This is a genomic window from Burkholderia sp. D-99 (genome assembly GCF_011605345.1).
Classification (GTDB): Bacteria; Pseudomonadota; Gammaproteobacteria; order Burkholderiales; family Burkholderiaceae; genus Burkholderia.
On sequence record NZ_JAAOXM010000018.1, the window covers coordinates 15,570 to 37,448 of the forward strand.

At 60.4% G+C, this 21,879-nt stretch carries 20 protein-coding genes and 1 pseudogene; 5 read left to right on the forward strand and 16 right to left on the reverse strand.

What is annotated here, in order from left to right:
* Positions 1-6 precede the first annotated feature (6 nt).
* Complete coding sequence (locus tag HAV18_RS36515) at positions 7-930, forward strand: uracil-DNA glycosylase (RefSeq protein ID WP_166965503.1); 924 nt, start codon at positions 7-9, stop codon at positions 928-930.
* Between the two features lie 115 nt (positions 931-1,045).
* Here HAV18_RS36515 and HAV18_RS36520 read toward each other — a convergent pair whose 3' ends face one another.
* From HAV18_RS36520 to HAV18_RS36535, 4 genes are all read right to left on the reverse strand, one after another.
* Positions 1,046-1,642: an FMN-dependent NADH-azoreductase gene (locus tag HAV18_RS36520; protein ID WP_166965504.1), complete on the reverse strand. Its 597-nt coding sequence runs from the start codon at positions 1,640-1,642 to the stop codon at positions 1,046-1,048.
* A gap of 147 nt (positions 1,643-1,789) precedes the next feature.
* Positions 1,790-3,589 (reverse strand): M61 family metallopeptidase, encoded by a 1,800-nt coding sequence (locus HAV18_RS36525; RefSeq protein WP_166965505.1) that lies wholly within the window; start codon positions 3,587-3,589, stop codon positions 1,790-1,792.
* 105 nt (positions 3,590-3,694) lie between these two features.
* Positions 3,695-4,423, reverse strand: a complete 729-nt coding sequence (locus tag HAV18_RS36530) for a DsbC family protein (RefSeq protein WP_166965506.1) — start codon at positions 4,421-4,423, stop codon at positions 3,695-3,697.
* 90 nt (positions 4,424-4,513) lie between these two features.
* A complete protein-coding gene (locus tag HAV18_RS36535) occupies positions 4,514-5,692 on the reverse strand; it encodes a UbiH/UbiF family hydroxylase (protein WP_166965507.1) in 1,179 nt (392 codons plus the stop codon).
* 247 nt (positions 5,693-5,939) lie between these two features.
* On the opposite strand from HAV18_RS36535, the pseudogene HAV18_RS36540 reads away from it, so the two are divergent.
* Together HAV18_RS36540 and HAV18_RS36545 are read left to right on the forward strand one after the other, a co-directional pair.
* A pseudogene (locus tag HAV18_RS36540) lies at positions 5,940-6,041 on the forward strand (GTPase); the annotation flags it as partial.
* Between the two features lie 887 nt (positions 6,042-6,928).
* Positions 6,929-7,576 (forward strand): tyrosine-type recombinase/integrase, encoded by a 648-nt coding sequence (locus tag HAV18_RS36545; RefSeq protein WP_166965509.1) that lies wholly within the window; start codon positions 6,929-6,931, stop codon positions 7,574-7,576.
* Positions 7,577-7,755: 179 nt separating this feature from the next.
* Here HAV18_RS36545 and HAV18_RS36550 read toward each other — a convergent pair whose 3' ends face one another.
* From HAV18_RS36550 to HAV18_RS36585, 8 genes are all read right to left on the reverse strand, one after another.
* Positions 7,756-9,015 (reverse strand): hypothetical protein, encoded by a 1,260-nt coding sequence (locus HAV18_RS36550; RefSeq protein ID WP_166965510.1) that lies wholly within the window; start codon positions 9,013-9,015, stop codon positions 7,756-7,758.
* Positions 9,016-9,097: 82 nt separating this feature from the next.
* Entirely contained in the window at positions 9,098-9,784 is a 687-nt protein-coding gene (locus tag HAV18_RS36555; RefSeq protein WP_166965512.1) for a hypothetical protein, read from the reverse strand.
* On the reverse strand, positions 9,781-10,185 hold the full coding sequence (locus tag HAV18_RS36560; RefSeq protein ID WP_166965513.1) for a hypothetical protein: 405 nt from the start codon (positions 10,183-10,185) through the stop codon (positions 9,781-9,783). Before HAV18_RS36560 ends, HAV18_RS36555 begins: the two co-directional genes overlap by 4 nt.
* A gap of 84 nt (positions 10,186-10,269) precedes the next feature.
* Positions 10,270-13,215 carry a lysozyme gene (locus HAV18_RS36565; RefSeq protein WP_166965515.1) on the reverse strand — a complete coding sequence of 982 codons (2,946 nt, stop codon included), beginning with the start codon at positions 13,213-13,215 and terminating at the stop codon, positions 10,270-10,272.
* Positions 13,216-13,593: 378 nt separating this feature from the next.
* Entirely contained in the window at positions 13,594-13,809 is a 216-nt protein-coding gene (locus tag HAV18_RS36570; RefSeq protein ID WP_166965517.1) for a hypothetical protein, read from the reverse strand.
* 67 nt (positions 13,810-13,876) lie between these two features.
* A complete protein-coding gene (locus tag HAV18_RS36575; RefSeq protein ID WP_166965519.1) occupies positions 13,877-14,104 on the reverse strand; it encodes a DNA-binding transcriptional regulator in 228 nt (75 codons plus the stop codon).
* A 78-nt stretch (positions 14,105-14,182) separates the two neighbouring features.
* A complete protein-coding gene (locus HAV18_RS36580) occupies positions 14,183-14,770 on the reverse strand; it encodes a recombinase family protein (protein ID WP_166965521.1) in 588 nt (195 codons plus the stop codon).
* A gap of 33 nt (positions 14,771-14,803) precedes the next feature.
* The gene (locus tag HAV18_RS36585) at positions 14,804-15,364 is read right to left on the reverse strand and encodes a hypothetical protein (protein ID WP_166965523.1); all 561 of its coding nucleotides are present in this window, start codon (positions 15,362-15,364) and stop codon (positions 14,804-14,806) included.
* Between the two features lie 415 nt (positions 15,365-15,779).
* Here HAV18_RS36585 and HAV18_RS36590 point away from each other — a divergent pair, with 415 nt between their 5' ends.
* A complete protein-coding gene (locus tag HAV18_RS36590) occupies positions 15,780-16,046 on the forward strand; it encodes a DUF1883 domain-containing protein (protein ID WP_166965525.1) in 267 nt (88 codons plus the stop codon).
* A gap of 69 nt (positions 16,047-16,115) precedes the next feature.
* Here the strand turns inward: HAV18_RS36590 and HAV18_RS36595 are convergent, their stop codons facing one another.
* On the reverse strand, positions 16,116-17,066 hold the full coding sequence (locus HAV18_RS36595) for a toll/interleukin-1 receptor domain-containing protein (protein ID WP_166965527.1): 951 nt from the start codon (positions 17,064-17,066) through the stop codon (positions 16,116-16,118).
* Positions 17,067-17,186: 120 nt separating this feature from the next.
* The gene (locus HAV18_RS40420; RefSeq protein WP_166965529.1) at positions 17,187-18,311 is read right to left on the reverse strand and encodes an integrase family protein; all 1,125 of its coding nucleotides are present in this window, start codon (positions 18,309-18,311) and stop codon (positions 17,187-17,189) included.
* A 161-nt stretch (positions 18,312-18,472) separates the two neighbouring features.
* On the opposite strand from HAV18_RS40420, the gene ychF reads away from it, so the two are divergent.
* On the forward strand, positions 18,473-19,567 hold the full coding sequence (ychF, locus tag HAV18_RS36605; RefSeq protein WP_166965531.1) for a redox-regulated ATPase YchF: 1,095 nt from the start codon (positions 18,473-18,475) through the stop codon (positions 19,565-19,567).
* Positions 19,568-19,583: 16 nt separating this feature from the next.
* Here the strand turns inward: ychF and HAV18_RS36610 are convergent, their stop codons facing one another.
* Positions 19,584-20,705: a radical SAM protein gene (locus tag HAV18_RS36610; RefSeq protein ID WP_166965533.1), complete on the reverse strand. Its 1,122-nt coding sequence runs from the start codon at positions 20,703-20,705 to the stop codon at positions 19,584-19,586.
* A gap of 39 nt (positions 20,706-20,744) precedes the next feature.
* Positions 20,745-21,614: an alpha/beta fold hydrolase gene (locus HAV18_RS36615; RefSeq protein ID WP_166965535.1), complete on the reverse strand. Its 870-nt coding sequence runs from the start codon at positions 21,612-21,614 to the stop codon at positions 20,745-20,747.
* Positions 21,615-21,879: the final 265 nt, after the last annotated feature.

Here is a 21,879-nt window from a genome sequence, read left to right on the forward strand (position 1 = left end):
TCACGCATGGCAACCCGCAAGACTTCCCGCGCGCCGCAACAGGCGTCGCTGTTCGACGATCCCGTGCCGGAAACGGCACCGGCCGATATTCCGGCCGCGGCTTCCGAGCCGCCCGCGGCCGGGCGCAAACCCGCGAAGAAAACCGCTGCACCGGCTCCGGCACCGGCACCGGCACCGGCACCGGCGGCACCGCAGCCTGTCGCCGCCAACGTTCCGCACCTCGCCGCGCAATTCGACGCGCTGCCGACTGTCTGGCGCGACGTGCTGAAACCGTTCACCGACAGCGACGCGTACGCGCCGCTGTGCCGCTTCGTCGACGACGAGCGCGCAGCCGGCAAGGCGGTCTATCCGACCGACGTGTTCCGCGCGCTGCGCCTGACGAGCCCGGACGACGTAAAAGTCGTGATCCTCGGCCAGGATCCGTATCACGGCGACGATCGCGGCACGCCGCAGGCGCACGGGCTCGCATTCTCCGTGCCGCCCGCCGTGCGCACGCCGCCCTCGCTGCGCAACATCTTCAAGGAAATCGCCGCGAACTTCGGTCATGACACGCCGCGCCACGGCTGCCTCGACACCTGGGCGCGTCAGGGCGTTCTGCTGCTCAACACGGTGCTGACGGTCGAGCGCGGTGCGGCCGCGAGCCATGCGAAGCGCGGCTGGGAGCAGTGCACGGACACGCTGATCCGCGAACTCGCCGGCCGCCATCGCGGGCTCGTCTTCATGCTGTGGGGCGCACACGCGCAGGCGAAGCGCGCCCTGTTCGACGCAAGCGCGCATTGCGTGCTCGAGGCACCGCATCCGTCGCCACTGTCCGCGCACCGCGGCTTCCTCGGTTGCCGCCATTTCGCGCTCGCGAACGACTATCTGGTCGATGCAGGCCGCGAACCGATCGACTGGCGCCTGCCGGAAGTGGCAGAAACGCTCGCGTAACCGCGTTCCGCTTCCCGCTTTCGTCCCCACCATGCAAAAACGCCGCGCCCCTTTCGGGGACGCGGCGTTTTTTTCGGGCGATGCAGCAGGTGCGTCGCACCCGCGTCGACCTTCCTTACGCTGCAGCGATCGCTTCGCGTGCGCCGGCCAGCGCGGCGCTCTGCGCATCCGGCCCGAGGTTCAGGCCTTCAGCATGGATGAAGTTCACGTCGGTCAAGCCGATGAAACCGAGGAACGAGCGCAGGTACGGCGTATGGCTGTCGTTCGGCGTACCCAGGTACTTGCCGCCGCGGGCCGTCACCACGTGAACCTTCTTGCCCTTGATCAGGCCTTCCGGACCGTTTTCGGTGTAGCGGAACGTGACGCCTGCGCGGGCGATCCAGTCGAAATACGTCTTCAGTTGCGACGAGACGCCGAAGTTGTACATCGGTGCGCCGATCACGATGATGTCGGCGGCTTGCAGTTCAGCGACCAGTGCATCGCTCTTCGCGACGATCGCATTCTGTTCCGCGGTGCGGTTGTCGGCCGGCGTGAAGAACGCGCCGAGCACCGATTCGTCGAGGTGCGGCAGCGCATCGGCCAGCAGGTCGCGAACCACGACCTTCGCGCCGGGGTTCGATTGTTGCAGCTTTGCCGTCAGTTCGTTGGCCAGCAGCGTGGATTGCGCACCTTGCGAACGCGCCGCGGAATTGATTTGCAGAATGGTCGTCATGTCAGGCTCCAGTAGGGTTGCGCTTCGGTAGCGCGAGTGACGCCATTGTGCGTGGCCGCATGACTGCGAAAAAGCGGGTTCAAAGCGACGGATTGTTGCAACAACAGAACAATCCTCGATCGCGCCCCGATACCCGCCTTCGTACGCTCAACCCTTCAGCCAGGCCTCCCGGGCCTTCGATACGGCAGCCGGCTTCGCGGCCGCCGTCAGCCGGTAGCGCGTGACTTCGGGGCCGTCGAGCTTCAGTTTCGCGGTGCGCAGTTCGTCGCGGCGGAATGCGTGAACCTCGACCTTGTCACCTGGCCGGTAGCGCGCGAGCAGCGCGTCGAGGTTGGTGCCCGTGACGCGCAGCCCGTCGACCGCGATCAGCGTGTCGCCCGCCGACAGCCCCGCGCGATGTGCGGCGCCGCCTTCGTAGACAGCCGCGAACGTACAATCCGCGCCGCCGCGCAGGCGCGCACCGACCGTCGGCTTCGCGGCCGCGCCGCTCGCGACATCCGGCGTGAGCGTCACGCCGAACGGTGCGAGCAACTCGGCGAGCGGCAGGTCACGCGTGCCGTTCACGGCATCGGCGAACAAACGGCCGAGTGCGACGCCCGTCGCCTCTTCGATCAGTGCCTCGACTTCGTTTTCCTCGACGCCCGCCTGCTTGCCGCGGTAGAAGTCGCGACCGTAGCGTTGCCACAGCAGGCGCATCACGTCGTCGAGCGACTTCCTGTTGCGCGTCTGCGCGCGGATCGCAAGATCGAAGGCGAGCGCGACGAGCGAACCCTTCGTGTAGTAGCTGACGATCGCGTTGGTCGCGTTCTCGTCCTGGCGGTAGTACTTGATCCACGCGTCGAACGAGCTTTCCGCGACGCTTTGCTTGAGCCGGCCCGTGCCGCGCAGCACACCGCCGACCGTGCGGCCGAGCGCCGCGAAATATTCGTCCTGCGACATCAACCCGCTGCGCACCAGCATCAGGTCGTCGTAATACGACGTGAAGCCTTCGAACAGCCACAGCAGCGACGTGTAGTTCTCGCGCGTCAGGTCGTACGGCACGAACGCCGCCGGCTTGATGCGCTTCACGTTCCAGGTATGGAAGTACTCGTGGCTGCAGAGACCGAGGTACGTGCGATAGCCTTCCGCCGTTTCGGGCCGCCCCTTCACCGGCAGGTCGGTGCGGTTGCAGATCAGCGCGGTCGACGCGCGATGCTCGAGGCCGCCGTAGCCGTCGCTGACCGCGAGCGTCATGAACACGTAGCGGTCCATCGGCGCTTTCTTCGACTTCGGCTCGAACAGCGCGATCTGCGCTTCGCATACACGCTTCAGGTCGGTACGCAGCCGCTCCATGTCGAGCTGCGTCACGCGCCCCGCGATCACGATGTCGTGCGGCACGCCGTGCGCGTCGAACGTCGCAAGCGCGAATTCGCCGATCGTCACCGGATGGTCGGAGAGCTCGTCGTAGTTCGACGCGCGGTACGCGCCGAACCCGTAGCGCTTCGTACCGCGCGCCTCGGGCAACGCGGTGCCGACGCGCCACGCGCGGAACGCCGCGCCGGTCGGCTTCACGATGTCGACTTCACACGGCGCGTCCTCGCGGCCGGCGACGCTCAGGAACACGGCCGTCGCGTTGAAGAAGCCACCCGAGTCGTCGAGATACGCGGAGCGTACCGACAGGTCCCATGCATACACGTCGTAGCGCAGCGTCAGCGTGCCGTTCACGGGTGCGGCCTGCCACGTGTGCTTGTCCGTCTTCGCGATCCGTACCTTGCGGCCCGCGTCGTTGAACGCACCGAGCGTCACGATGTTGCGCGCGAACTCGCGCACGAGGTAGCTGCCCGGAATCCACACCGGCAGCGAGAAGCGCTGGCCTTCGGGGTCGGGATCGGTGACCGTCACCGACACTTCGAACAGGTGCGCGGCAAGATCTTTCGGGACAATCGAATAGCGGATCGGCTGGGTCATCGTGGCAATCGGTCGGTCGAATACGGCGGCGAAAACGAAGAGAGGCGCCGGCAGATCATGCGGGCGCCCCTCGCTGGCCGGGCCATGTGCCCGGCGTGTGGTCGGTTACTTGCTCGAGGCGAGCGCCTGGTTGAGCTGGTCGGCCGACACTGCGCCCGGCAGGCGACGGCCGTCCGGCAGGAAGATCGTCGGCGTGCCCGTCACGTTCATCCCGCGGCCGAGCGCGAGGTTCTTGTCGAGCGCGGTGGTATCGCAGGTGCCGGCGCCGGACGGTGCGCGATGGTCGAGCATCCAGCCCTCCCACGTTTTCGCGCGATCGGTCGCACACCAGATCGCCTTCGACTTCGCGGTCGAATCCGGCGACAGCACCGGGTACAGGAACGTGTAGACGGTCACGTTGTCGACCGACTGCAGCGTCGTCTCGAGCTTCTTGCAGTACGGGCAGTTCGGATCGGAGAACACCGCGATCTTGCGGGCGCCGTTGCCCTTGACGACCTTGATCGCATTCGCAAACGGCAGGCTCGCGAAGTCGATCTTGTTGATTTCGGACAGGCGTGCGTCGGTCAGGTTCTTGTGCGTCTTGGTGTCGACGAGATCGCCGAGCAGTACGTAGTCGCCCGCCGCATCGCTATAGATGATCTGCGTGCCGAGGTTCACTTCGTAAAGGCCCGCGACCGGCGATTTCGACACGCTCTTGATCGGCGCGTCGTTGCCGAGGCGGGCCTGCAGCGTGGCTTTCAGCTTGTCGGTGGTCTGGTCGGCCTGCGCGGTGCAGCCAAGCGTCGCCATCGTGACGGCCAGCGCCAGCGACGCGATGCGGATCGTTTTTTTCATCGAAATCTTCCTTCAGCTCAATCGGTGTGCACGGCACAGTGTACGCCGTAACGGAACCGTGTCCGACCGGTGAAGCGGCCGAAGGTTCGATCAGCCGAGCGCGGCCGACACGAGCCAGCGCTTCACGAGCGGCTGCGCGCCGACGAAGGCCATGCCCGCGTTGCGCACGGCCTTCGCGAGCGAGCCCGGCACGGCGAACAGCCGCTGCAGCCCGTCGGTCGCGACCATCAGCGCGCGGATGTCCTCGCGGCGCGAACGCTCGTAGCGGCGCAGCAGCACCGTATCGCCGAGGTTGCGGAAGCCTTCCTTGCCTGCGATCGCGTCGGCAAGCGCCGCCACATCGCGCAGCCCGAGGTTCATCCCCTGCCCCGCGAGCGGGTGGATCAGGTGCGCGGCATCGCCGACGAGCGCGACGCGCGGCGCGATCAGCTTGTCGACCGTCTGCAGCGCCAGCGGGAAGCCGGCGGCCGGCGTCACGCAGTCGAGCGTGCCGACCTGGCCATGAGACACGCGCTCGACCTCGGCCGCGAGTTGCGCCGGATCGAGTGCGAGCAATTCGTCCGCATGCGCGGTGTGCGCGGACCAGACGAGCGACACATGGCCGTCCGGCAGCGGCAGCAGCGCGACGATCTCGCCTTCGTGGAACCACTGGTAGGCGGTCTCGCGATGCGGCAGCGATGCCTTGAAGTTCGCGACGACACCGGTTTGCCGGTAGTCGCGCCGTTCGACCTTGGCCCCCATTTGCGAGCGCACCCACGAATGCGCGCCGTCCGCGCCGACGACGAGATCCGCTTCCAGCACCTGCCCCGACGACAGCGTGAGCACGGCCGCGTCGTCGCGCACGTCGAAGCCCTGCGCGCGCGCGTCGAACCACGTGAGGTTCGGCTGGAACCGCAGCGCGGCGTCGAGCGACGCCTCGACCAGCGACGACTCGGCGATCCACGCGAGCTGCGGCACGGATGCCTGGTACGCGGAGAAATGCAGTTCCGCGTGCGCATCGCCGTACACGCGCATGTCGTAGACCGGTGCGAGGCGGCCATGGTCGAGCGCCTGCCAGACCCGCAGCCGCTCGAGCAAGGCCTGCGAACTGGAGGACAGCGCGTACACGCGCGTGTCGAACACGAGATCGGTGGGGCGCGGCGTGGCCGGCTGGGCGAGCAAGGCTGTCTTGTAGCCGGACTGGGTCAGCGCGAGCGCGGCAGTCTTGCCGACGAGCCCGCCGCCGACCACGGCGACGTCGAAGGAGTGGTGGGCAGTCATGCCGGGCATTATAGCCGCGGGGCCAAACCCTTACGCGGCCGGACTTTGCGGGAAATCAGCAGAATCGCAGGCCGATGCGGCGGCGCGGCGGCCCGCCGCATCGGCCGTTCGGCGCCGGCCCGGAATCCAGGGCGTCGGCACGGTACAATAGCGCCTTTGACCGTCGGCCCGCCGCGTCCCAAGCGCCGGCCGCCCTTTTTTTCCCGCGCCGCCGTGCCCTGTCCGGCCGCGCCGCCTTACCCGTCCGAAGGATTCCATGAGTCTCAAATGCGGCATCGTCGGCTTGCCCAACGTCGGCAAGTCCACCCTGTTCAATGCGCTGACCAAGGCCGGCATCGCCGCCGAGAACTACCCGTTCTAACAGCGCGGCTCACTTCTTCCTTCGAATCAATCGGTTAGGCAACCGAGCAAAAAACCAGAGACAAAACTAGTACAAAATCTGGACGCACCTGCCGCCCTCTGAGCGGCCTCCTGATGATAGCGAATTGAGATGCTTTCGGAGTCGGTGCGGGTTGAATTTTTTGGCTTCACGGGGTGGGCGGGAGCATCGAATCCTAAGTGTTCCACTAGAGGATTGTTGCCCTGCTACAAGCGGTTTTCCACTATACCCCAGGGGCTTATGCAAGGCCCCCACTCGTTGCTACCTTGCGCCTCTTACAGTCCATCGAAGAGGCACCGGTGCCGAGCATTCGACAACTCCCAAGCGGGCGATTTCAAGCCCGGGTATGGCTATCAGACGGGAAGTCAAAGACCTTTGATACCCGCGAAGAAGCTGAGCAATGGGCGCAAGACCACCGCCAAGAGACGCGAGCGACGGATGAGCGCTTGGGGCTCGCGTCTACCCCATTCGAAAAGAATAAGAATGATGACCGCGATAAAGCGGCAGTACGAAACTTGATCAGCACCGCCATTGCCTTACTTCGGTTGGCAATTAAGCGATCATCCCATGCAGCTCTGCAAGAACTAGTTCAGGCCAGCGAGGACCCTGCGTACATCAGTGATGTCTTGCGGTTCTACTTGCACTCAAACCCAAACCGCTATAACCGGCGCTTTCGATACCACGCGACGCGATCATTCGATTACCTCATTGCCGTCGTGGGAGATATACCGGTCGACCGCTTAAGACGCAGCGATGCCCGGACCTTCGTTGAACGACTGGCCAAAGCCGGACTTCGGACATCAAGTATCAGGCGTGTGCTGAATCAGATCACAGCGGCAATGTCACTCTACTTCACGGAGCATGAAATGGACCGCTCCAATCCGTTCCGCAAGGTGCGTATCCCAAACGAGGGGGAGGACACGAAGCAGCGCGAGCCCTTCACACCAGCAGAGCTGAGAAAACTGCTGTCACTCTGCCAAGCTGCGGACGATGACATCCGGTGGATTGTCGCATTGCTGGCGGATACGGGAGCGCGGCTTGCTGAGGTCGCGGGGCTGGCTTTGGACGACATCGTGCTCGATGCGGACGTCCCGCATATTGCCATTCGCCATCGGGATTGGCGTTCGGTAAAGGGCGGCGCGAAGGGAAACAGTCCGCGAGATGTCCCGCTCGTGGGATTCGCCCTGTGGGCAGCAAAACGCGTCAAGGAGTCCGCCCAATCGGAACAGCGATTTGCATTCCCCCGATACACATCGGCCCTCAAGTGCAACGCCAATGCAGCATCCGCCGCAATCGGGAAATGGATGCGTGATAGCGGCCTCAATCATTCGGCCCATGAACTCAGGCACACAATGGCCGACCGCCTACGAGAAGCCCGCTGTCCAGACGAGATCATTAAAGCGATTGGGGGCTGGTCGGCGGTCGGACAAGCCGCGAGCTACGGCAGGGGGCACTCGCTCAGCGTAACGCAGGAATGGCTCGACAAGGCCGCGTGCCCTTACGCCCCCTACTAAGGTGGCGGAGGGTGAACTATTGATATATAGACCAAGGGATGGTGACTGATGGTGGTGTCTGGATGCTGGTACATCTCCCCCACCTCACTCCACAATCCACAGCAACACCCCCGCAAGGTGTTCAGTAGCCCCCTAATGCGAACTGAGGTCTGTCTACTGGCTCCCTTACGGCCTGTCCATCATGCAATGCTGACAGCCCCCGCCATGCCCGTATGCTGGTGAAACTCTTCCAGCATGATGGCCTTGGCTGTCTCAACCGCGCCAGCCGCCACGATGGCCGCATCGTGGACCGGCAATGCGACAATGCCCACTGCCTTCATCCGGAGCAACGACGAGACCATGATCTGGCTCTCCCGGAACATGACCGCTAAGCCTTCCTGCCGATGGAAGCGGCCTCCGATTGCAGCGTGATGTTTCAGGATGGCACCGCACACCTCAACCGCTTTCGTCCCTTTGGGGAATAGCCCGTTGGTCTTTTCCGGGAATCGTTCCAATGGCGCACCCGCATTGGTCATGGCCGCAAACAGCTTCTTGATGCCATTCCTACTGCCTTCGAATCCGGGCACCGCATACGCATCACGGTCTGGCTTCACACCAGCCATTCCGTAAAGAATGCGGGGACCAACTTGGTTGAAGTCCAGCTCCACTGCCTGCTCCCCATCAATTAGCAAGTCCGTGCGGTCCGCCTTACTCATGCCCTGCCAGAAACCGCCGAATAGCCTCCCGCCGTGATCAAACCTCCCGGAATTGAAGTAGCGCTTTAGCTGTCGGTTGCCCAGATCAGCATCCAGCCGGGATGAACAATCTAGTTCGATGTCGGCACACCGCAGCCACTCGTTAATTACCTGCAACTGTTCGCGATACTTGGCCGTCTCATCCGTGTCCTCGTATTCGAGCCGCTCCGGACCGCTCCAGTGATCGATGCGCGCGCTTTTGAGGATGATTACTTCCTCCCCCTCTCGCCTATCAAAGTCATCCCATCCAATCCCCAAACGGGATACCTGATCAAGCAGCTTTTCCGATGCTCTAAACGTCGTCTGCTGACCTCTCCCGTGCTTGGAGGGCTCGCCCTTGCGCTGTTCTAGCAGGCCCGCAGCAGGGCTGGAAAGACCGTCTAGAACGCTCCGGATGCTCTCCCGCATGACCGGTGGGCGATAGCGGCTTTTCTGCCCTAGCTTCTCTTTGGCTCGCGGGATGGTCGTCCACTGTTCTTGACTCTCAAACTCACGATAAATCGCTTCGCAGACAAGTGACTCCACCTGCGCCTCGAACATCTGCTGGTCCACTGCCTTTCGCGCGCGCTGACGCTTCGGCATCGTTGTATCAAGTTCGCTCGTGATTGCCTGCACAAGCTCATCCATCGGCTCACTTCCGGAGACCAAGAAACCGCTAAAGTGTCGGTCGCTTGTCTCAGGCTCATCAAACAATACGTCTGACATACGTCTCGTCTCTAGAAAAGCAAAAGCCCCACCGAAGTGAGGGCTAGAATCAAATTAATACCGTTCGTTGCGAATGCAACTTTCAGCGATTTTTGTTCAAATCATGACCAGCCTGCCGGTGCAGCTCCTTCGCCGCCGATGACCGCCACGCGCGAGCGGCAGCCCGCCGCTCAATGCATCCCTCAATGGTCTGGTCGAGTTTGGCTAGGACAGCCGGCCGGCTCACCGCCTGCGCTACCTCCTGTGCTTCCCGCTTCTCCCTCGCCACCTTCCGAGCCTTCTCCCGTTCCCTCTTCTGCCGGGGCGTGAGCGGCTGTTTGGTCAACGCCTTGGTCAGCTTCCCGTCCTTCTTGAGTTGCCTGATAAGTTCCTGACCATCAGGCGTGACGTACACGACATGCCCCCGCCCCACCTTGACGCTACGGAACCACTCCACATCGCCAGTCTTGCGGGAGCGCTGCTGATATCGGCCAGTGCGGTGAACCATCCGGTCAGCGGCTACAAGGTCCTTGAAAATGGCCACGCTGTTGATCCCGCCGAGGGTGCGGACGAATGCGCCGATTTCCGGGAGGTCAGGCTGCGCATGTACGCCGTTCGTTTCCCGTTGGTTACTACTGGCGAACTCGTAAGGCTCCCACTCGCGCCTCACTGCTGTCTCTACCGGCCGGCCACCGTTTGCGATGCATGCGAGCTGAGCGGCAAGCGCCTCAGCCTTCGCATCCTTCAGCTCGTCCTCACCCTCCCAAGGAAGCAGTCCGTCGATACTCACGCTGCCTCCTTCACGAGACCACCGTGTCTAACGAAAGCGACATGCCCAAGGCCCTCAAGCAGTGCCAAAAGTCGCGCCATCTCTTCCCGGGCGAAACCTGCCAGCGCCAAGAATTCATCAGAGATACCGGCAGCCCCAGAAAAGCCCGACATCAATAGAGCATCCCGATGCTTCTGCCAGCCGGGGAATCCCCACCCCCACTGAACCTCCCCCTCGCGCTTCGTGATAGCCACGGGCTGATCGCTGCGAATCTTTAATGCGAGTTCAAATGGGCTTTGCGCCTGGACAGCTTTGCCGTCGTTGTAGAAGGCTACCGCTCCATCAGTGGCCGTAGCCACCACCGCCAGCAGCGGCGCCAGTGCTCCATCGAGAGCCAAGAGGGTTTCGTTACGTTGATTCATAGGGTTCTTGAAATAGAAAAAAGAAAAGCCGCCCTCACCATCACTGGCGGGGCGGCTCGGACAATCTCTTCGAATCGGGCTGCTTCAGCGGACTGATCGGTACGCCTCCAGCAAGCCCTGATTCCAAGCAGAAATGCCATTGATCATTAGGGCTCGGAGGTTGTTTCGGCGGGTGTCCTCCCTACGGTTTCCGTCCTTGTCCAGGTAGGTCACTTTGAGAGCGTCTTGGAAACCCACCATATCCTCCCGTGCGAGTGCACCGAGGGCGCGGTGGAACTGAGCGACGTCGCCCACCTGATAGGCCACATCGGTGAGTGCAGCTCGCTGGGCCTTGTTAATCATCCACCAAAGGCGTGGCTTCACTGACTCCGCGGCTACCCGCGCTCGCTCTTCATATCGGGGGATGCTCAGCTCAAGCAACCTCGCAGCCTGCTCAGGGGTAATCTGAACCTTGCCACTCTTGATGCCTTCGAGCGAGTCAGCAGGAATGCCTGCACGGCGGAAGTCTTCACCGATGGTCGCTGCGTTAGCGTTGAGGTTGTAGCCGTAGCCGATGTTCAGGCCAGCTTTCGGATTCGGATCAGGGGTCGCCTTCAGGACCAGCCCCTCGCCCATTGCAATGAGTGATGCAGTCCAGTTTGCCGAGCCGAGAAACTTCTCCGCTTGGGTGACCTGTAGCTTCGACCCAAGGCCGGTCAGGCGGGAGCCCGAGAGGCCAGCGAAGCTTGGTGTTGATACCGGAAGGTTGAAGACGTTGCTCAGGACACCATTGAACGCGTCCTCGCGGACCTTAGCAATTTGGCCACGAGTGGCATCATTGATTTGCCCAAGATTCATTGCCTTCGCCAACACCTGATCGTTGTTGATAATGTCTTGCGAAGTTGCCGAGCCCTCGTTCAGTTTCCCCTTAAGGGCTGCCAGAGCTGACCGCTCATCCTGAGACAGAATCTTCGTCTCCGCCGTCTCTTTGATGATCTGACCGAACGTCACGTCAGCCAGCTTATGAATCGGAGCGCCGTTGATGAACGCAGAGAGGGAGTACTTGCCATCCCTGCCCCAGATGAGGCCGGGGTTCATATCCTCGCCATGCTTCAGGCGGGCTTTCTCAATGTAATTTCGAATAGCCTCCTGAGTCAGTTCGTTGGCTTGGTTTGGCGGAACCTGCACATCAATCTTGTTCACCTCGTCATAGACGAAGTTGCTCCGCACCTGCTGCTGAATCCACTCTGTGGCTTGGTCCGAACTCGCAGTCGGATTGCGTAAGTAGTAGTCCCTTAGCTGGAGCCGAGCCCACGCGCTGGTTGCCTCTTCGTTTTGAGGTGTGCCACCGAAGAACCTCCCGACAATCCACATCCGCTGAAGCAGCCCCGTGGTCAGCCCAGCTACTTCCTTGGAGACCTTTGCCTTCCATTCCGGATTGCTGGTGAGTTCCTTGGCGAGCTTCTGAGACTCCGGGGAGATGGACCGGTAGGCCGAGTGATACGCCTCACTGTCGTCTACGCCAGCGCCGCGCTGTTGCGTGTAGGAGCCGAATACCGTGGAGGCTGTTTCGTCAAAGTACAGGGCGCGAATCTGGTCAGGAAGGCCAGCATAAAGCGCTGCTGCCAACTTAAACTGACTCGAAGCCTGCCCGTCTTTCGGGGGTACTGCATTCACTGTTCCGTCGATGAGGGCTTTCAGTCGGCTGTTCGCGATGTCGCTACGCCCTGACCGGCCCGTGATGTCCACGATGGACTTGAGCGCCTGTTGCACTTCCGGCATCTGCGAGGCGTCCCCGCTGACCTTGCCGGACGCAACCTGCATGAGGACATCCACATCGCGAGCCTGAGCGACATCGAGCGCTGCCTGAGCGTCCTTCTTGTCGAGTGCCCATGCGGTGCCGTTACCGACTGCCTGAACGGCCAACACGCTCTGCTTCGCGGAGTCGGCCATGTTCTGGAGCCGACGGTACTCGCTCAGCGCTGCGGTGGATGTTTTGAACTGGTTCAGCGGGCCGATGCGGTTCACGAAGTCATTGATGTCCGGCTGCACGCCCTGACTCGCAGCTTCCTCGTCGGCCACGCCGCGCTTGAAGAAGTCGGTCTGCTGTTCCTGCACGATGCGCTGGTTCTGGTCATTGACCGCACGCTCGCGAGCACGCGTGACTTCCGCCTCAATCTTCGGGTTCATCTGCTGGAGCGTCAGGCCCGTGTGCGGGTCCTTGAACTGCGTGAACAGGTCGAACAGCTCCGGCCGGCCGCTGGCCTGCCCGGAGATGGTGTTGAGCTTGTCCAGCAGCATGCTGGCCATCTCCGGCCGCGTCATCATGCCCATCTGCGAGCGCATCGGCTCCAGCGTCTCCTGAATCCCGTCCCACATCTGGTCGAGGTTCTTGTACGGGTCGATGACCCCATCGGCTGCGGCGGAGAAGTTGCCGAACGCGGTTTCCTTGAGGCGCTGGAACTGGACCTGAGCGAAGTCCTTGCGAACTTGGTCAGCCGTAGCGGCCACGCTCTTTGACACCTGCTGGACAATCACGGGGTCCGTGAGGCCAGCGGTGTGCTCCGCAACCTGCTCATGCAGGAAGCGTTCGGAGTCGAAGTCGTCGGTGTTCTTGTTCTGCTGGTACGCGCTCAGGATGTCGTTCTGCACCTGATTGGCAATCTTCAGGCCGACCGAGTTGCGGTAGCCTTCAGCGAACGTCGCGTTGAACGCAGGTTCCACCTTCAGGTCGTTCGGCATAGGCGGGACCTTGATGCCCCCGGTCTGCGCATCGATCAGGCTCGCGTCGGCCAGCTCACCAGCCGTGGTGCCCGCCTTGTGGGCCGTGAAAGCATCCTGCTGGTTCTGGAAGTCCGTGTACTGCTGGAGGGCGGGGTTGAACGCTTGGAGCCCCGTGATGAGGCCCTGAAGCTCAGCGTCGCCGGATTGCGAGGGAGCGTGGTAGGTGTCCACCGGCTGGCCCTGCTGCGGGGTGTAGAAGACCTGACGACCCGTTACGGGGACTTCAGGGCGGCTCGTGATGAGCTGAGGTGAATTGGATGCGGGCATAGTTCATCGTCAATACGGGTAGTGGAAAGGCGCACCCATGCCTACCCGAACGGGCATGGAAGCGAGAGGACAGGAGGTAGGAAAGAGCCCGCACGCAGAACACGCCGAACTCCAAAAAATAGGTGTGCTCACGCACACGCTAATGCGGTCATCGAAGGCAACGCTGGGGAGGGTCTAGATGCTCTGAATCCCCCTCCCGCTTGCTGCACAAGGGTTGCGAAGCGGCGCGTTGAGCGAGAGTGAGGGGATAGACGGCCGTAGCGGCGCTAGAGTCTTGCCCAGCTTGCCATCCAGCCGAATGGAAACAAAAAAGCGCCAGCCGTTTCCGGGAGGCGCTTCTTAGGGGCAGACGGGATTCTCTATCGAATCCGGAGGTGCTCAGGCCGGGGAGCTGGAGACCAGCCAACGACGCAACACCAGCGCCTCCCAGCTACGGGCTTCAGTGTCGCGGAAGGTTTCCAACAGGCGGGGCTTACGGTTGCGCTCAACGTAGTCACGGAGCAGCAGGAATTCACGGGAGCCGATGCGGAGGGACGCGGTGCCCTGGTCGATGCTGAAGGAGAAACGGAGGGTGCTGATGGTGATCTGGAACATTCGCTAACTCGCTAAGTTATCGGCGCGCCCGATGCGCTGCCGTTGTGAAACAATACCCCCAATGGGGTTATTTATCAATCAGCTTCTTGCTTGGATGCTCACCCAATTTCAATAGCAGCAGTTCCCAAGCAGCCAGAGGCATGGTGCGGTGATCCCCGCTGCCCTCGCTGGCGCTCCACTTGTGCCAAGCGTTGATGCTGACGTGGACCATTGCAGCGGCTTCGCTACGGGTGATCCCATGCTTCTGGATGATCTGGCGGATTTGCTCCGGCGTGGGCTGCATGAACTCGCTCATGACGCTTCTTCTTTGGTCGTCGTTACGGAGCCGAAAGTTTACGCGCTGAAGTAAACCACTGTCACGCTTGGCAACGCATCAGGCACCGGCTTCCCCCTTCTCACGCAGTCGCATGATGGTCTGACGGCTGGTCTTAAAGTCTCTCGCAAGTGCAGCCACCGCGTCGCCTTGAGCGAGTCTCCGCGCCACGTCCTCCTGCTGTTCAGCAGTCAGCGCAGACGGCCTGCCGAATTGCTTCCCCTCCGTGCGGGCTCGCTGGATACCGGCATTGGTCCGTTCGATGAGTAGGTCTCTCTCAAACTCTGCCACTGCCGACAACACTTGCATGGTCATCTTCCCCGCTGCGCTGGTCAGGTCGACCCCGCCCAATGCGAGACAATGGACCTTCACCCCCAGCTCAGCCAGCGCCTCCACGGTGGACCGCACGTCCATCGCATTGCGGCCCAGACGGTCCAGCTTGGTCACTACCAGTACATCACCTGACTCCATGCGGTCCATCAAACGAGTAAAGCCGGGGCGCTCAGAGGCCGCCACGGAGCCGCTGATGGATTCCTCCACGATGCGCCGGGCGTCAATGGCGAACCCTGCCCGCTCAATCTCTAAGCGCTGATTCTCAGTGGACTGGTCTGAAGTGGACACACGGCAGTAAGCGAAGACACGGGACATAGCGAACACCTGTACGAAATATATGTCCGAATCTTACGGCATGTCCGAATATCTTACAAGCACACTTTCGGACACCTCTGCCAACCTATGTCCGGAAGGGAACGGTTTTGGACCGCCTTCCACCCCTGCGTGCTGGAAGATGCCCGCCATCTTGACTTTGTATTCATCGGGGTTTGCTGTCGCCCATTCGGGGGCTGCGTACACTACGACGTAACCAACAATAGCGCGCGTAAGGCTCCTAGCCGCTTCCTCGACCTTCCCAGCTAACTCCACTATAGGAGCAAACCCGGCTTCGTCGCCGTCATCTGGCCACCCGTAGGTCTGGATGCATCGATGTATGAGCTTGTGGCGGTTCTCAATGAACGCATCAATCTGAGCTTCCAGTTCCGGCGCGATGCTGCCCCTCTTCGCCAGTTCCTTGAGGATGTTTTTCATGGGTGCCTTAAATGCACCCTCTGGAATGTAGCCGCCAGTCTTGGCGTGATAGTCAGGGTCCGTGTGAATTTTGAATAGCTCGAAAATTGGGACCATTGCAGTCTCAAACGCCTGAGCCATCATCACGGCCCGACCAATCGCGACATACGGGTTCAGCATGCTCACCTACTGCTAAACGGACTGGAAAGATGCGCGCCCACGCGTCAGGAATCGCGCGCGTTATCGGATGCGCATCATGATGGCGTGCTCGCGAGATTCGGGAGGGCCACCGGGGGGAATTCCGTGGCGGGACTTTATCAGATACCCTCTGAGATTTTCCCGGCCAACATTTGGAGACCATAAGCACCGGTCGAAATAACAGGAAGGCCGGTGTAGTATCAGAGCACTGCGCGTGGATTTGCTACGCCCAGGACAACTACTTCCGATACGCTACAGGGGACCACCTTGAAAAAGATCATTCCCGCCGCGCTTCTTGTAGGCGTAGGTGCAGCGCACGTGCATACCCATCACAAAACATTCCAAGCAAAGCTACTCTTAACCATCCTCGGATAACAATCAAAATTGGAGAGATGCGATGTCATTTCTGCATAAACGCGAATATCTAGAAGAAGGTGATGTGGTTGTCGTCAACTGCTCACATCAATGCAACATCCACCTGACAGACGACCAAAACTTTCAAAGCTACCGCAGTGGGCGGCAGTTTCGGTATTTTGGTGGATTCTATAAAATCCTTCCAGCCAGGATAGCCGCACCTCACTCTGGCTACTGGAATATCTCGCTTGACTTGGGAGGAGGCAGTGCAAGCGTCAGGCACTCAATTAGCATCATAAAGAAAAATTAACTTGAATTCCAAATTCCAGGCGAAGCCTCTTCCAAGGGAGGCTTCGAGAACACGATAGCCCATCGACCATCAAGCGGTCAGCGCGCGCCGAAGCATCGGGCTCACATTATAGATATTCGTATTACCACTAAGCGACCGCGTTGCTTTAAGATAACCTTGCCCTTCCAAGAGTCGGATAGCGTGATCTACAAGCGGCACTGGTTGTTGGGACGCTTCTGCAAGCGCGCCATTGTGGGTCAACCCATCATTAACGATGCAAAGTCCGATTTGTTGAACAAGCGGCTCCTCCTCCGCCCCGAGCATCTTAGACACTCCAAAAGTGTCAATCCGTGAATGATACGGGCCCGGCCCCATGTGCTTGACGAGTTCAACGTAGCCCTGATGTGCAAGCACCTCTAGACTCTCCGAAACCATAGAAGAATCCAACTCATGCTCCGCAGCAGCACTCACAATGTCATCTGGTGAGATGTAGCTCCGTCCTTCTGAAAGGAATCGGGAATACAAAGCAGCCAACACAAAACTATCACTAAACGATAACCCACTGATCTGAGACAGTGTAGTATTGGACACGTATGCAGGGGGTTCCCCAATAGGTGGCTTTTCTGTAAAACCAAAGACAGCATCCACGACACGACTCAAACAATGCTGAAAATCACCGACATCCTTAACCGACTCCCAGACCAACGATTTTAGCGCTCCAGGAACAGCGCAACTTTCCAGCACGATGGGGATTAATTTCGTTCCCTTCTCAATCCGCTTCACCACTGCGGCATTCAATTCTTCTCGAACCCACGGCTTAGAAATACTGACAGGGGAGATTACAATTAATACAGCGGCAGCCTCTTTCAATCCCTCCTCGAAAATTTTGTCCACTAGACTATCCCCGGGAAGCATTTCCCACTTATCCACCCAAGCATCCACCCCCTTACCACGTAGCGCCGTCGCAAATGGGATTACAAATCTATCCTTGTCTTCGCTTGCGTGACTGACAAATACCTTAGGTGCCGAGACAGTGCCCATGTTTCCCCTTATCTGAATCACAGTTGATCGGTAAATTTTCAACTGAAGTTATACCGCATTTCTTACACATGAGCCTATGTCTTTGCGGCGAATATCGCCGCCGCCCATTTGCTCTATACCTCATGGAGCGCAATTTAGCGCTACCTGGACGGTCATCAGTGCTCGTATAACGTCACGCTCCGCGAGACTCACATAGTGCCGATGCAATACGTCTCCGCGCTTAGGAGCATGTCCCAAGATTCGTCTGAGCACCGCGTCTCCGATGCCCAATCGAGCCCCGACACTGGCCAACAATTTCCTGAGGTCATGCAATGTGAAAGTGGGCGCTCCCGCCCGCTCTGCCATTTCCGTAACGTGGTCTGCAGACATCCCACCAAACAATCGCACCTCCGCACCCCCGCGTGCGGCGCGCCTCTCCAGTATCTCCCGCATGGGCTCAGTTATCGGTAACGTATGCGGCTTCTTACCTTTGGTATCTGGGACTGTGAGGACAAGTCCCGCCATATCCACATCTGCGCGCTTGATCTCGCTTGCCTCGTTCTTGCGAAGTCCAGTCAGTAGCACCAGCCTGAGATAATCCCGCTGAAGCTCAGGCAGCGCACCGACCGCCCGATGCCATGCCGGTAGGTCTCCCTCCGTCAACGTCCGCGCCCTCGCCTCTGGCCGCCCCGGCAACAACCCAGCGGCCCTCAGTTTCACAAACGGGCTTTCAATGGTCACGCCATAAACCGCTCCAAGGTAGCTGGTGATTGACCCGATAATTGCCCGCCCAAGGTCCACCAGCGCCGCTCCCTTGGTCTGAGCGAACTTATGGCAGTGATCCCCGAAGGCCGACTCACGGAGAGCTGAGACTGGCCTATCAAGCCACTCCGGGAAGTGGGTCTTCAGCAGCGACTCATACCGGGTCAAGCTGGACGGCTTTACCTTCTTCGCCTTCGCGTATTCCGCCAGTGCCTCCCGTAGGGTCGGTAATTGGACCCGTACCGCTGCCACCGAGTATTCCCCCTCACGGCACTTGCGAAGAATCGGGAGGGCCAGCTCACGGGCCTGAGCGACGGAAATCAGCGGCCATCGCCCCAGCGTCACCCTGACTTGCTTTCCGCGAACACTGGTCGCCACGCAGAAGGTCTGCACGCGCCTCCCGATTCGGACGCATAGTCCACACAAAACCTTGTCCCTCAAGATGGTCCCCGGCTCACCCGCCCGCTTGCCTAGAAGCACGTCCGAAAGCGTTACAATTGACATTTTCGTGGACAAAACTCGTACAAAATCGTTGGTCTAACGCCCCGATTTCTGTCCTTTGTCCCGTCCCCGGATTCGTCCAGCGGTTGCTGCGCATGCCCCTATAGGAGCGCTTGAGGCAACTCACGGGACAGCCGTAACCTATTGAATTTCCGAAGGATTCCATGAGTCTCAAATGCGGCATCGTCGGCTTGCCCAACGTCGGCAAGTCCACCCTGTTCAATGCGCTGACCAAGGCCGGCATCGCCGCCGAGAACTACCCGTTCTGCACGATCGAGCCGAACGTCGGCATCGTCGAAGTGCCCGACACGCGCCTGAAGGCACTGACCGAAATCGTGAAGCCCGAGCGCGTCGTGCCGGCCGTCGTCGAATTCGTCGACATCGCGGGCCTCGTCGCGGGCGCGAGCAAGGGTGAAGGCCTCGGCAACCAGTTCCTCGCGAACATTCGCGAAACCGATGCGATCACGCACGTCGTGCGCTGCTTCGAGGACGAGAACGTCATTCACGTCGCCGGCAAGGTCAGCCCGATCGACGACATCGAAGTGATCAATACCGAACTCGCGCTCGCCGACCTCGGCACCGTCGAGAAGGCGCTCACGCGCTATTCGAAGGCTGCGAAGTCGGGTAACGACAAGGAAGCGGCGAAGCTCGTCGCGGTGCTCGAGAAGGTACGCGCGCAGCTCGACCAGGGCAAGGCCGTGCGCGGCCTCGCGCTGTCGGACGACGAAGAGGCGCTGCTCAAACCGTTCTGCCTGATCACTGCGAAGCCGGCAATGTACGTCGCCAACGTGAAGGACGACGGCTTCGAGAACAACCCGCACCTCGACGCGGTGCGCAAATACGCGGAAAGCGAGAATGCGCCGGTCGTTGCCGTGTGCGCGGCGATCGAGGCTGAAATCGCCGATCTCGACGATGCGGACAAGGAAGCGTTCCTCGCCGACATGGGCATGGAAGAGCCGGGCCTCGACCGCGTGATCCGCGCAGGCTTCAAGCTGCTCGGCCTGCAGACCTACTTCACCGCGGGTGTGAAGGAAGTGCGCGCGTGGACGATCCATATCGGCGACACGGCGCCGCAGGCTGCCGGCGTGATCCACACCGACTTCGAGCGCGGCTTCATCCGCGCGCAGACGATCGCGTTCGACGACTTCGTCTCGTACAAGGGCGAGCAAGGCGCGAAGGAAGCCGGCAAGATGCGCGCGGAAGGCAAGGAATATGTCGTGCACGACGGCGACGTGATGAACTTCCTGTTCAACGTCTGAGCATTTCATCGAGATCTCAAGGAAAAAGCCCGCTGCAGCGGGCTTTTTCTTTTCCGGACAAGCCGCCCATCGCGTCATTGCAATGTACGCGACTCGACACATGCGCGAGACGATTACGCGGATGGTATCTCGACCAGACGAACTGACTGAAATAGCTCTCCGCCACTTCCGTCCACGTTCTAAGCCCGTCGTCTTCCTGCATGACGTGCCTGGCATTGACCAGCAACCATGACATCACGGCCTGGCTGTCTCGACACTTCGCGCATTCTCGCGATGTGCAGCAGCGCGCCAGCGAATGCATGTCTGCACGATACGCGTTGAATTTCGGCAACGCGGGCCACCCCGACGCGAAACGTATGGCGTTTTGCGGATGAGCTTCGCTGACACTCGGGCAACTGGTACGGTCGAATGTTCCCCACGCGGTCTCCCCACGCATGAGTGCAGCCAGATAGTAGGGATGGCTCGCCACTGTTTCCGGATATTTCACCTTCAATTCGAGCAACACATCCAGGAGTCGCTCCTCACCACGTCGGCGAAGCGGCCCGGCGACATCGTATGGACTGTAGTAATTGAACAGCAGGCGATTTCCGTTATCTCGGATCTTGCACACCGTTTCTTCGATATAAGCAATTGCGTCGATCGACACGGCGTATACGAAACCTGCCCGCTCGTCGTCGCGATAATTCCGCAGCGCCTTGTCAAACAAGCCGGTGAAACGCTTCCCGTTCGGACCAATCGCTCGCAGTTCGTCATCGAGCGGCCCGCCACCGAATACAGAGACCGCGATGGTGATGTCTTCGAAACCCTCGAAAGGGATTCGTCGAAGGCCGTTTGTCGAAACGGACACCTTCGGCATGTGCTTCCGGAATATGCTTATCCGGTCGAGATACAACGCAGGCTCGCCGCCTATCAGCAATGGCGCATTGATCCCGCGTTCGGCCTCATCCTTCACGCGCGCCTCGAGACACGACGCATCGTTTAACTCATCCGATGCGACGTCGAATTCGTTTTCGAAGAACCAGCACCCCTTGCATCGCAAGTTGCACTGATTCGTGAGATGGTAAAGCGATGCGCGTGTCTCCTTCGCTTCGTTTCTGACTGCTTTGAAGCGCGCCTTCATATCTATTGAATCGTCCATCCTGGTCTCCTGATGCGAGGACGCAAGCACGCCTGAGCGTCAACTCCGCAATCCTCTGATGAGTTCCGGCCACAGCGACGAATGCTGGCGACGGAACATGCCGACGTGACCGATTGCTCGGCCATCGCAGTTTTCCGGACTGATGAAATGGACATTGCTGCTGGCCTGCGGCAACCATCGAAGCCAGTCTTCGATATTGACCGGCGTTGCGAGTGGGTCGTCGATCGCTGCGACTACCGTGATGGGAGCGGAGAATTCGTTGTAGTGGTGCTGAGCAACGCCGACCCCGAACTCGTTCGCCATATATCCGGGGCGGCGGCACCATCGTGCCCACTGAAGCCCCACGTGTGCAGGCAAATCGTCGCCCCAACCGAGCACCCTGGCAGGCACATAGCCGAGCAGGCGTGCGGTAACCGGAACGTAGAGATTCGCCAGCAACAATGCGGCAATTCGCTTCGGCCACCGGATGTTGCCGACGTATCCGGATGACGCGGAAATCGCGCATAGCGAACGGATCGACGCGTGATTCGGCATCAGTCCGACCAGTTGCCCGCCGGCACTGTGACCAATCAGATGCGCTTCGCTCACGCCGGTTTCTCGAAGCAGCCAGTCAAGCGCGGCGGGCATGTCGAGCTGTCCCCAGTCCTGTTTACGTGCGCGCGACTGTCGAACATGACGCACGCCGAGCGACGCCCCCATCCCCCGGTAATCGAATACGAATACTGGATACCCAGTGGCACGCAGCCAATCAGCGAATGGAAAATAAAAGGATTGACGAACGCCTGTCGCGGGACAAATGAGTACGGGGAAGCAAGTGGCGGAAGCCGCAGGAAAGTACGTGCCCTTCAACGGGAATCCGTCGCGGGCGTGAAATGCAACGCTTACACGGGATATCGGCGGCCTGCTCATCACTCGGATCTCGATACGGAGAACACGCAAAGATGCGCCCCGTACCCGGGAACGAACCTATGACCCGATTTCCGAATGTTGCCGTACAACCGAGGATTCCAAATCGATTCGCCCATCGATTCACCCCGCTTATCGAAGTGATCAATGTATTAAGTAGTTGCCGCCGGCGAAATCAGACGAGTTCGATTTTTGATCGAAAATTTCAATGCCGCACGCGGTTGCCGCACAACCTGCCTCGACTCGGAAAAGCGGCATCCGCTTGTCT

Excerpts from the sequence above, each read along its gene's own strand:
- ychF (WP_166965531.1), top strand. The coding sequence starts at position 18,473 with ATGAGTCTCAAATGCGGCATCGTCGGCTTGCCCAACGTCGGCAAGTCC.
- HAV18_RS36535 (WP_166965507.1), bottom strand. The coding sequence starts at position 5,692 with ATGCCCGGCATGACTGCCCACCACTCCTTCGACGTCGCCGTGGTCGGC.
- HAV18_RS36615 (WP_166965535.1), bottom strand. The coding sequence starts at position 21,614 with ATGAGCAGGCCGCCGATATCCCGTGTAAGCGTTGCATTTCACGCCCGC.
- HAV18_RS36525 (WP_166965505.1), bottom strand. The coding sequence starts at position 3,589 with ATGACCCAGCCGATCCGCTATTCGATTGTCCCGAAAGATCTTGCCGCG.
- HAV18_RS36550 (WP_166965510.1), bottom strand. The coding sequence starts at position 9,015 with ATGTCAGACGTATTGTTTGATGAGCCTGAGACAAGCGACCGACACTTT.
- HAV18_RS36585 (WP_166965523.1), bottom strand. The coding sequence starts at position 15,364 with ATGCTGAACCCGTATGTCGCGATTGGTCGGGCCGTGATGATGGCTCAG.
- HAV18_RS36570 (WP_166965517.1), bottom strand. The coding sequence starts at position 13,809 with ATGTTCCAGATCACCATCAGCACCCTCCGTTTCTCCTTCAGCATCGAC.
- HAV18_RS36610 (WP_166965533.1), bottom strand. The coding sequence starts at position 20,705 with ATGGACGATTCAATAGATATGAAGGCGCGCTTCAAAGCAGTCAGAAAC.
- HAV18_RS36545 (WP_166965509.1), top strand. The coding sequence starts at position 6,929 with ATGGACCGCTCCAATCCGTTCCGCAAGGTGCGTATCCCAAACGAGGGG.
- HAV18_RS36565 (WP_166965515.1), bottom strand. The coding sequence starts at position 13,215 with ATGCCCGCATCCAATTCACCTCAGCTCATCACGAGCCGCCCTGAAGTC.
- HAV18_RS40420 (WP_166965529.1), bottom strand. The coding sequence starts at position 18,311 with ATGTCAATTGTAACGCTTTCGGACGTGCTTCTAGGCAAGCGGGCGGGT.
- HAV18_RS36530 (WP_166965506.1), bottom strand. The coding sequence starts at position 4,423 with ATGAAAAAAACGATCCGCATCGCGTCGCTGGCGCTGGCCGTCACGATG.
- HAV18_RS36575 (WP_166965519.1), bottom strand. The coding sequence starts at position 14,104 with ATGAGCGAGTTCATGCAGCCCACGCCGGAGCAAATCCGCCAGATCATC.
- HAV18_RS36560 (WP_166965513.1), bottom strand. The coding sequence starts at position 10,185 with ATGAATCAACGTAACGAAACCCTCTTGGCTCTCGATGGAGCACTGGCG.
- HAV18_RS36580 (WP_166965521.1), bottom strand. The coding sequence starts at position 14,770 with ATGTCCCGTGTCTTCGCTTACTGCCGTGTGTCCACTTCAGACCAGTCC.
- HAV18_RS36590 (WP_166965525.1), top strand. The coding sequence starts at position 15,780 with ATGTCATTTCTGCATAAACGCGAATATCTAGAAGAAGGTGATGTGGTT.
- HAV18_RS36515 (WP_166965503.1), top strand. The coding sequence starts at position 7 with ATGGCAACCCGCAAGACTTCCCGCGCGCCGCAACAGGCGTCGCTGTTC.
- HAV18_RS36520 (WP_166965504.1), bottom strand. The coding sequence starts at position 1,642 with ATGACGACCATTCTGCAAATCAATTCCGCGGCGCGTTCGCAAGGTGCG.
- HAV18_RS36595 (WP_166965527.1), bottom strand. The coding sequence starts at position 17,066 with ATGGGCACTGTCTCGGCACCTAAGGTATTTGTCAGTCACGCAAGCGAA.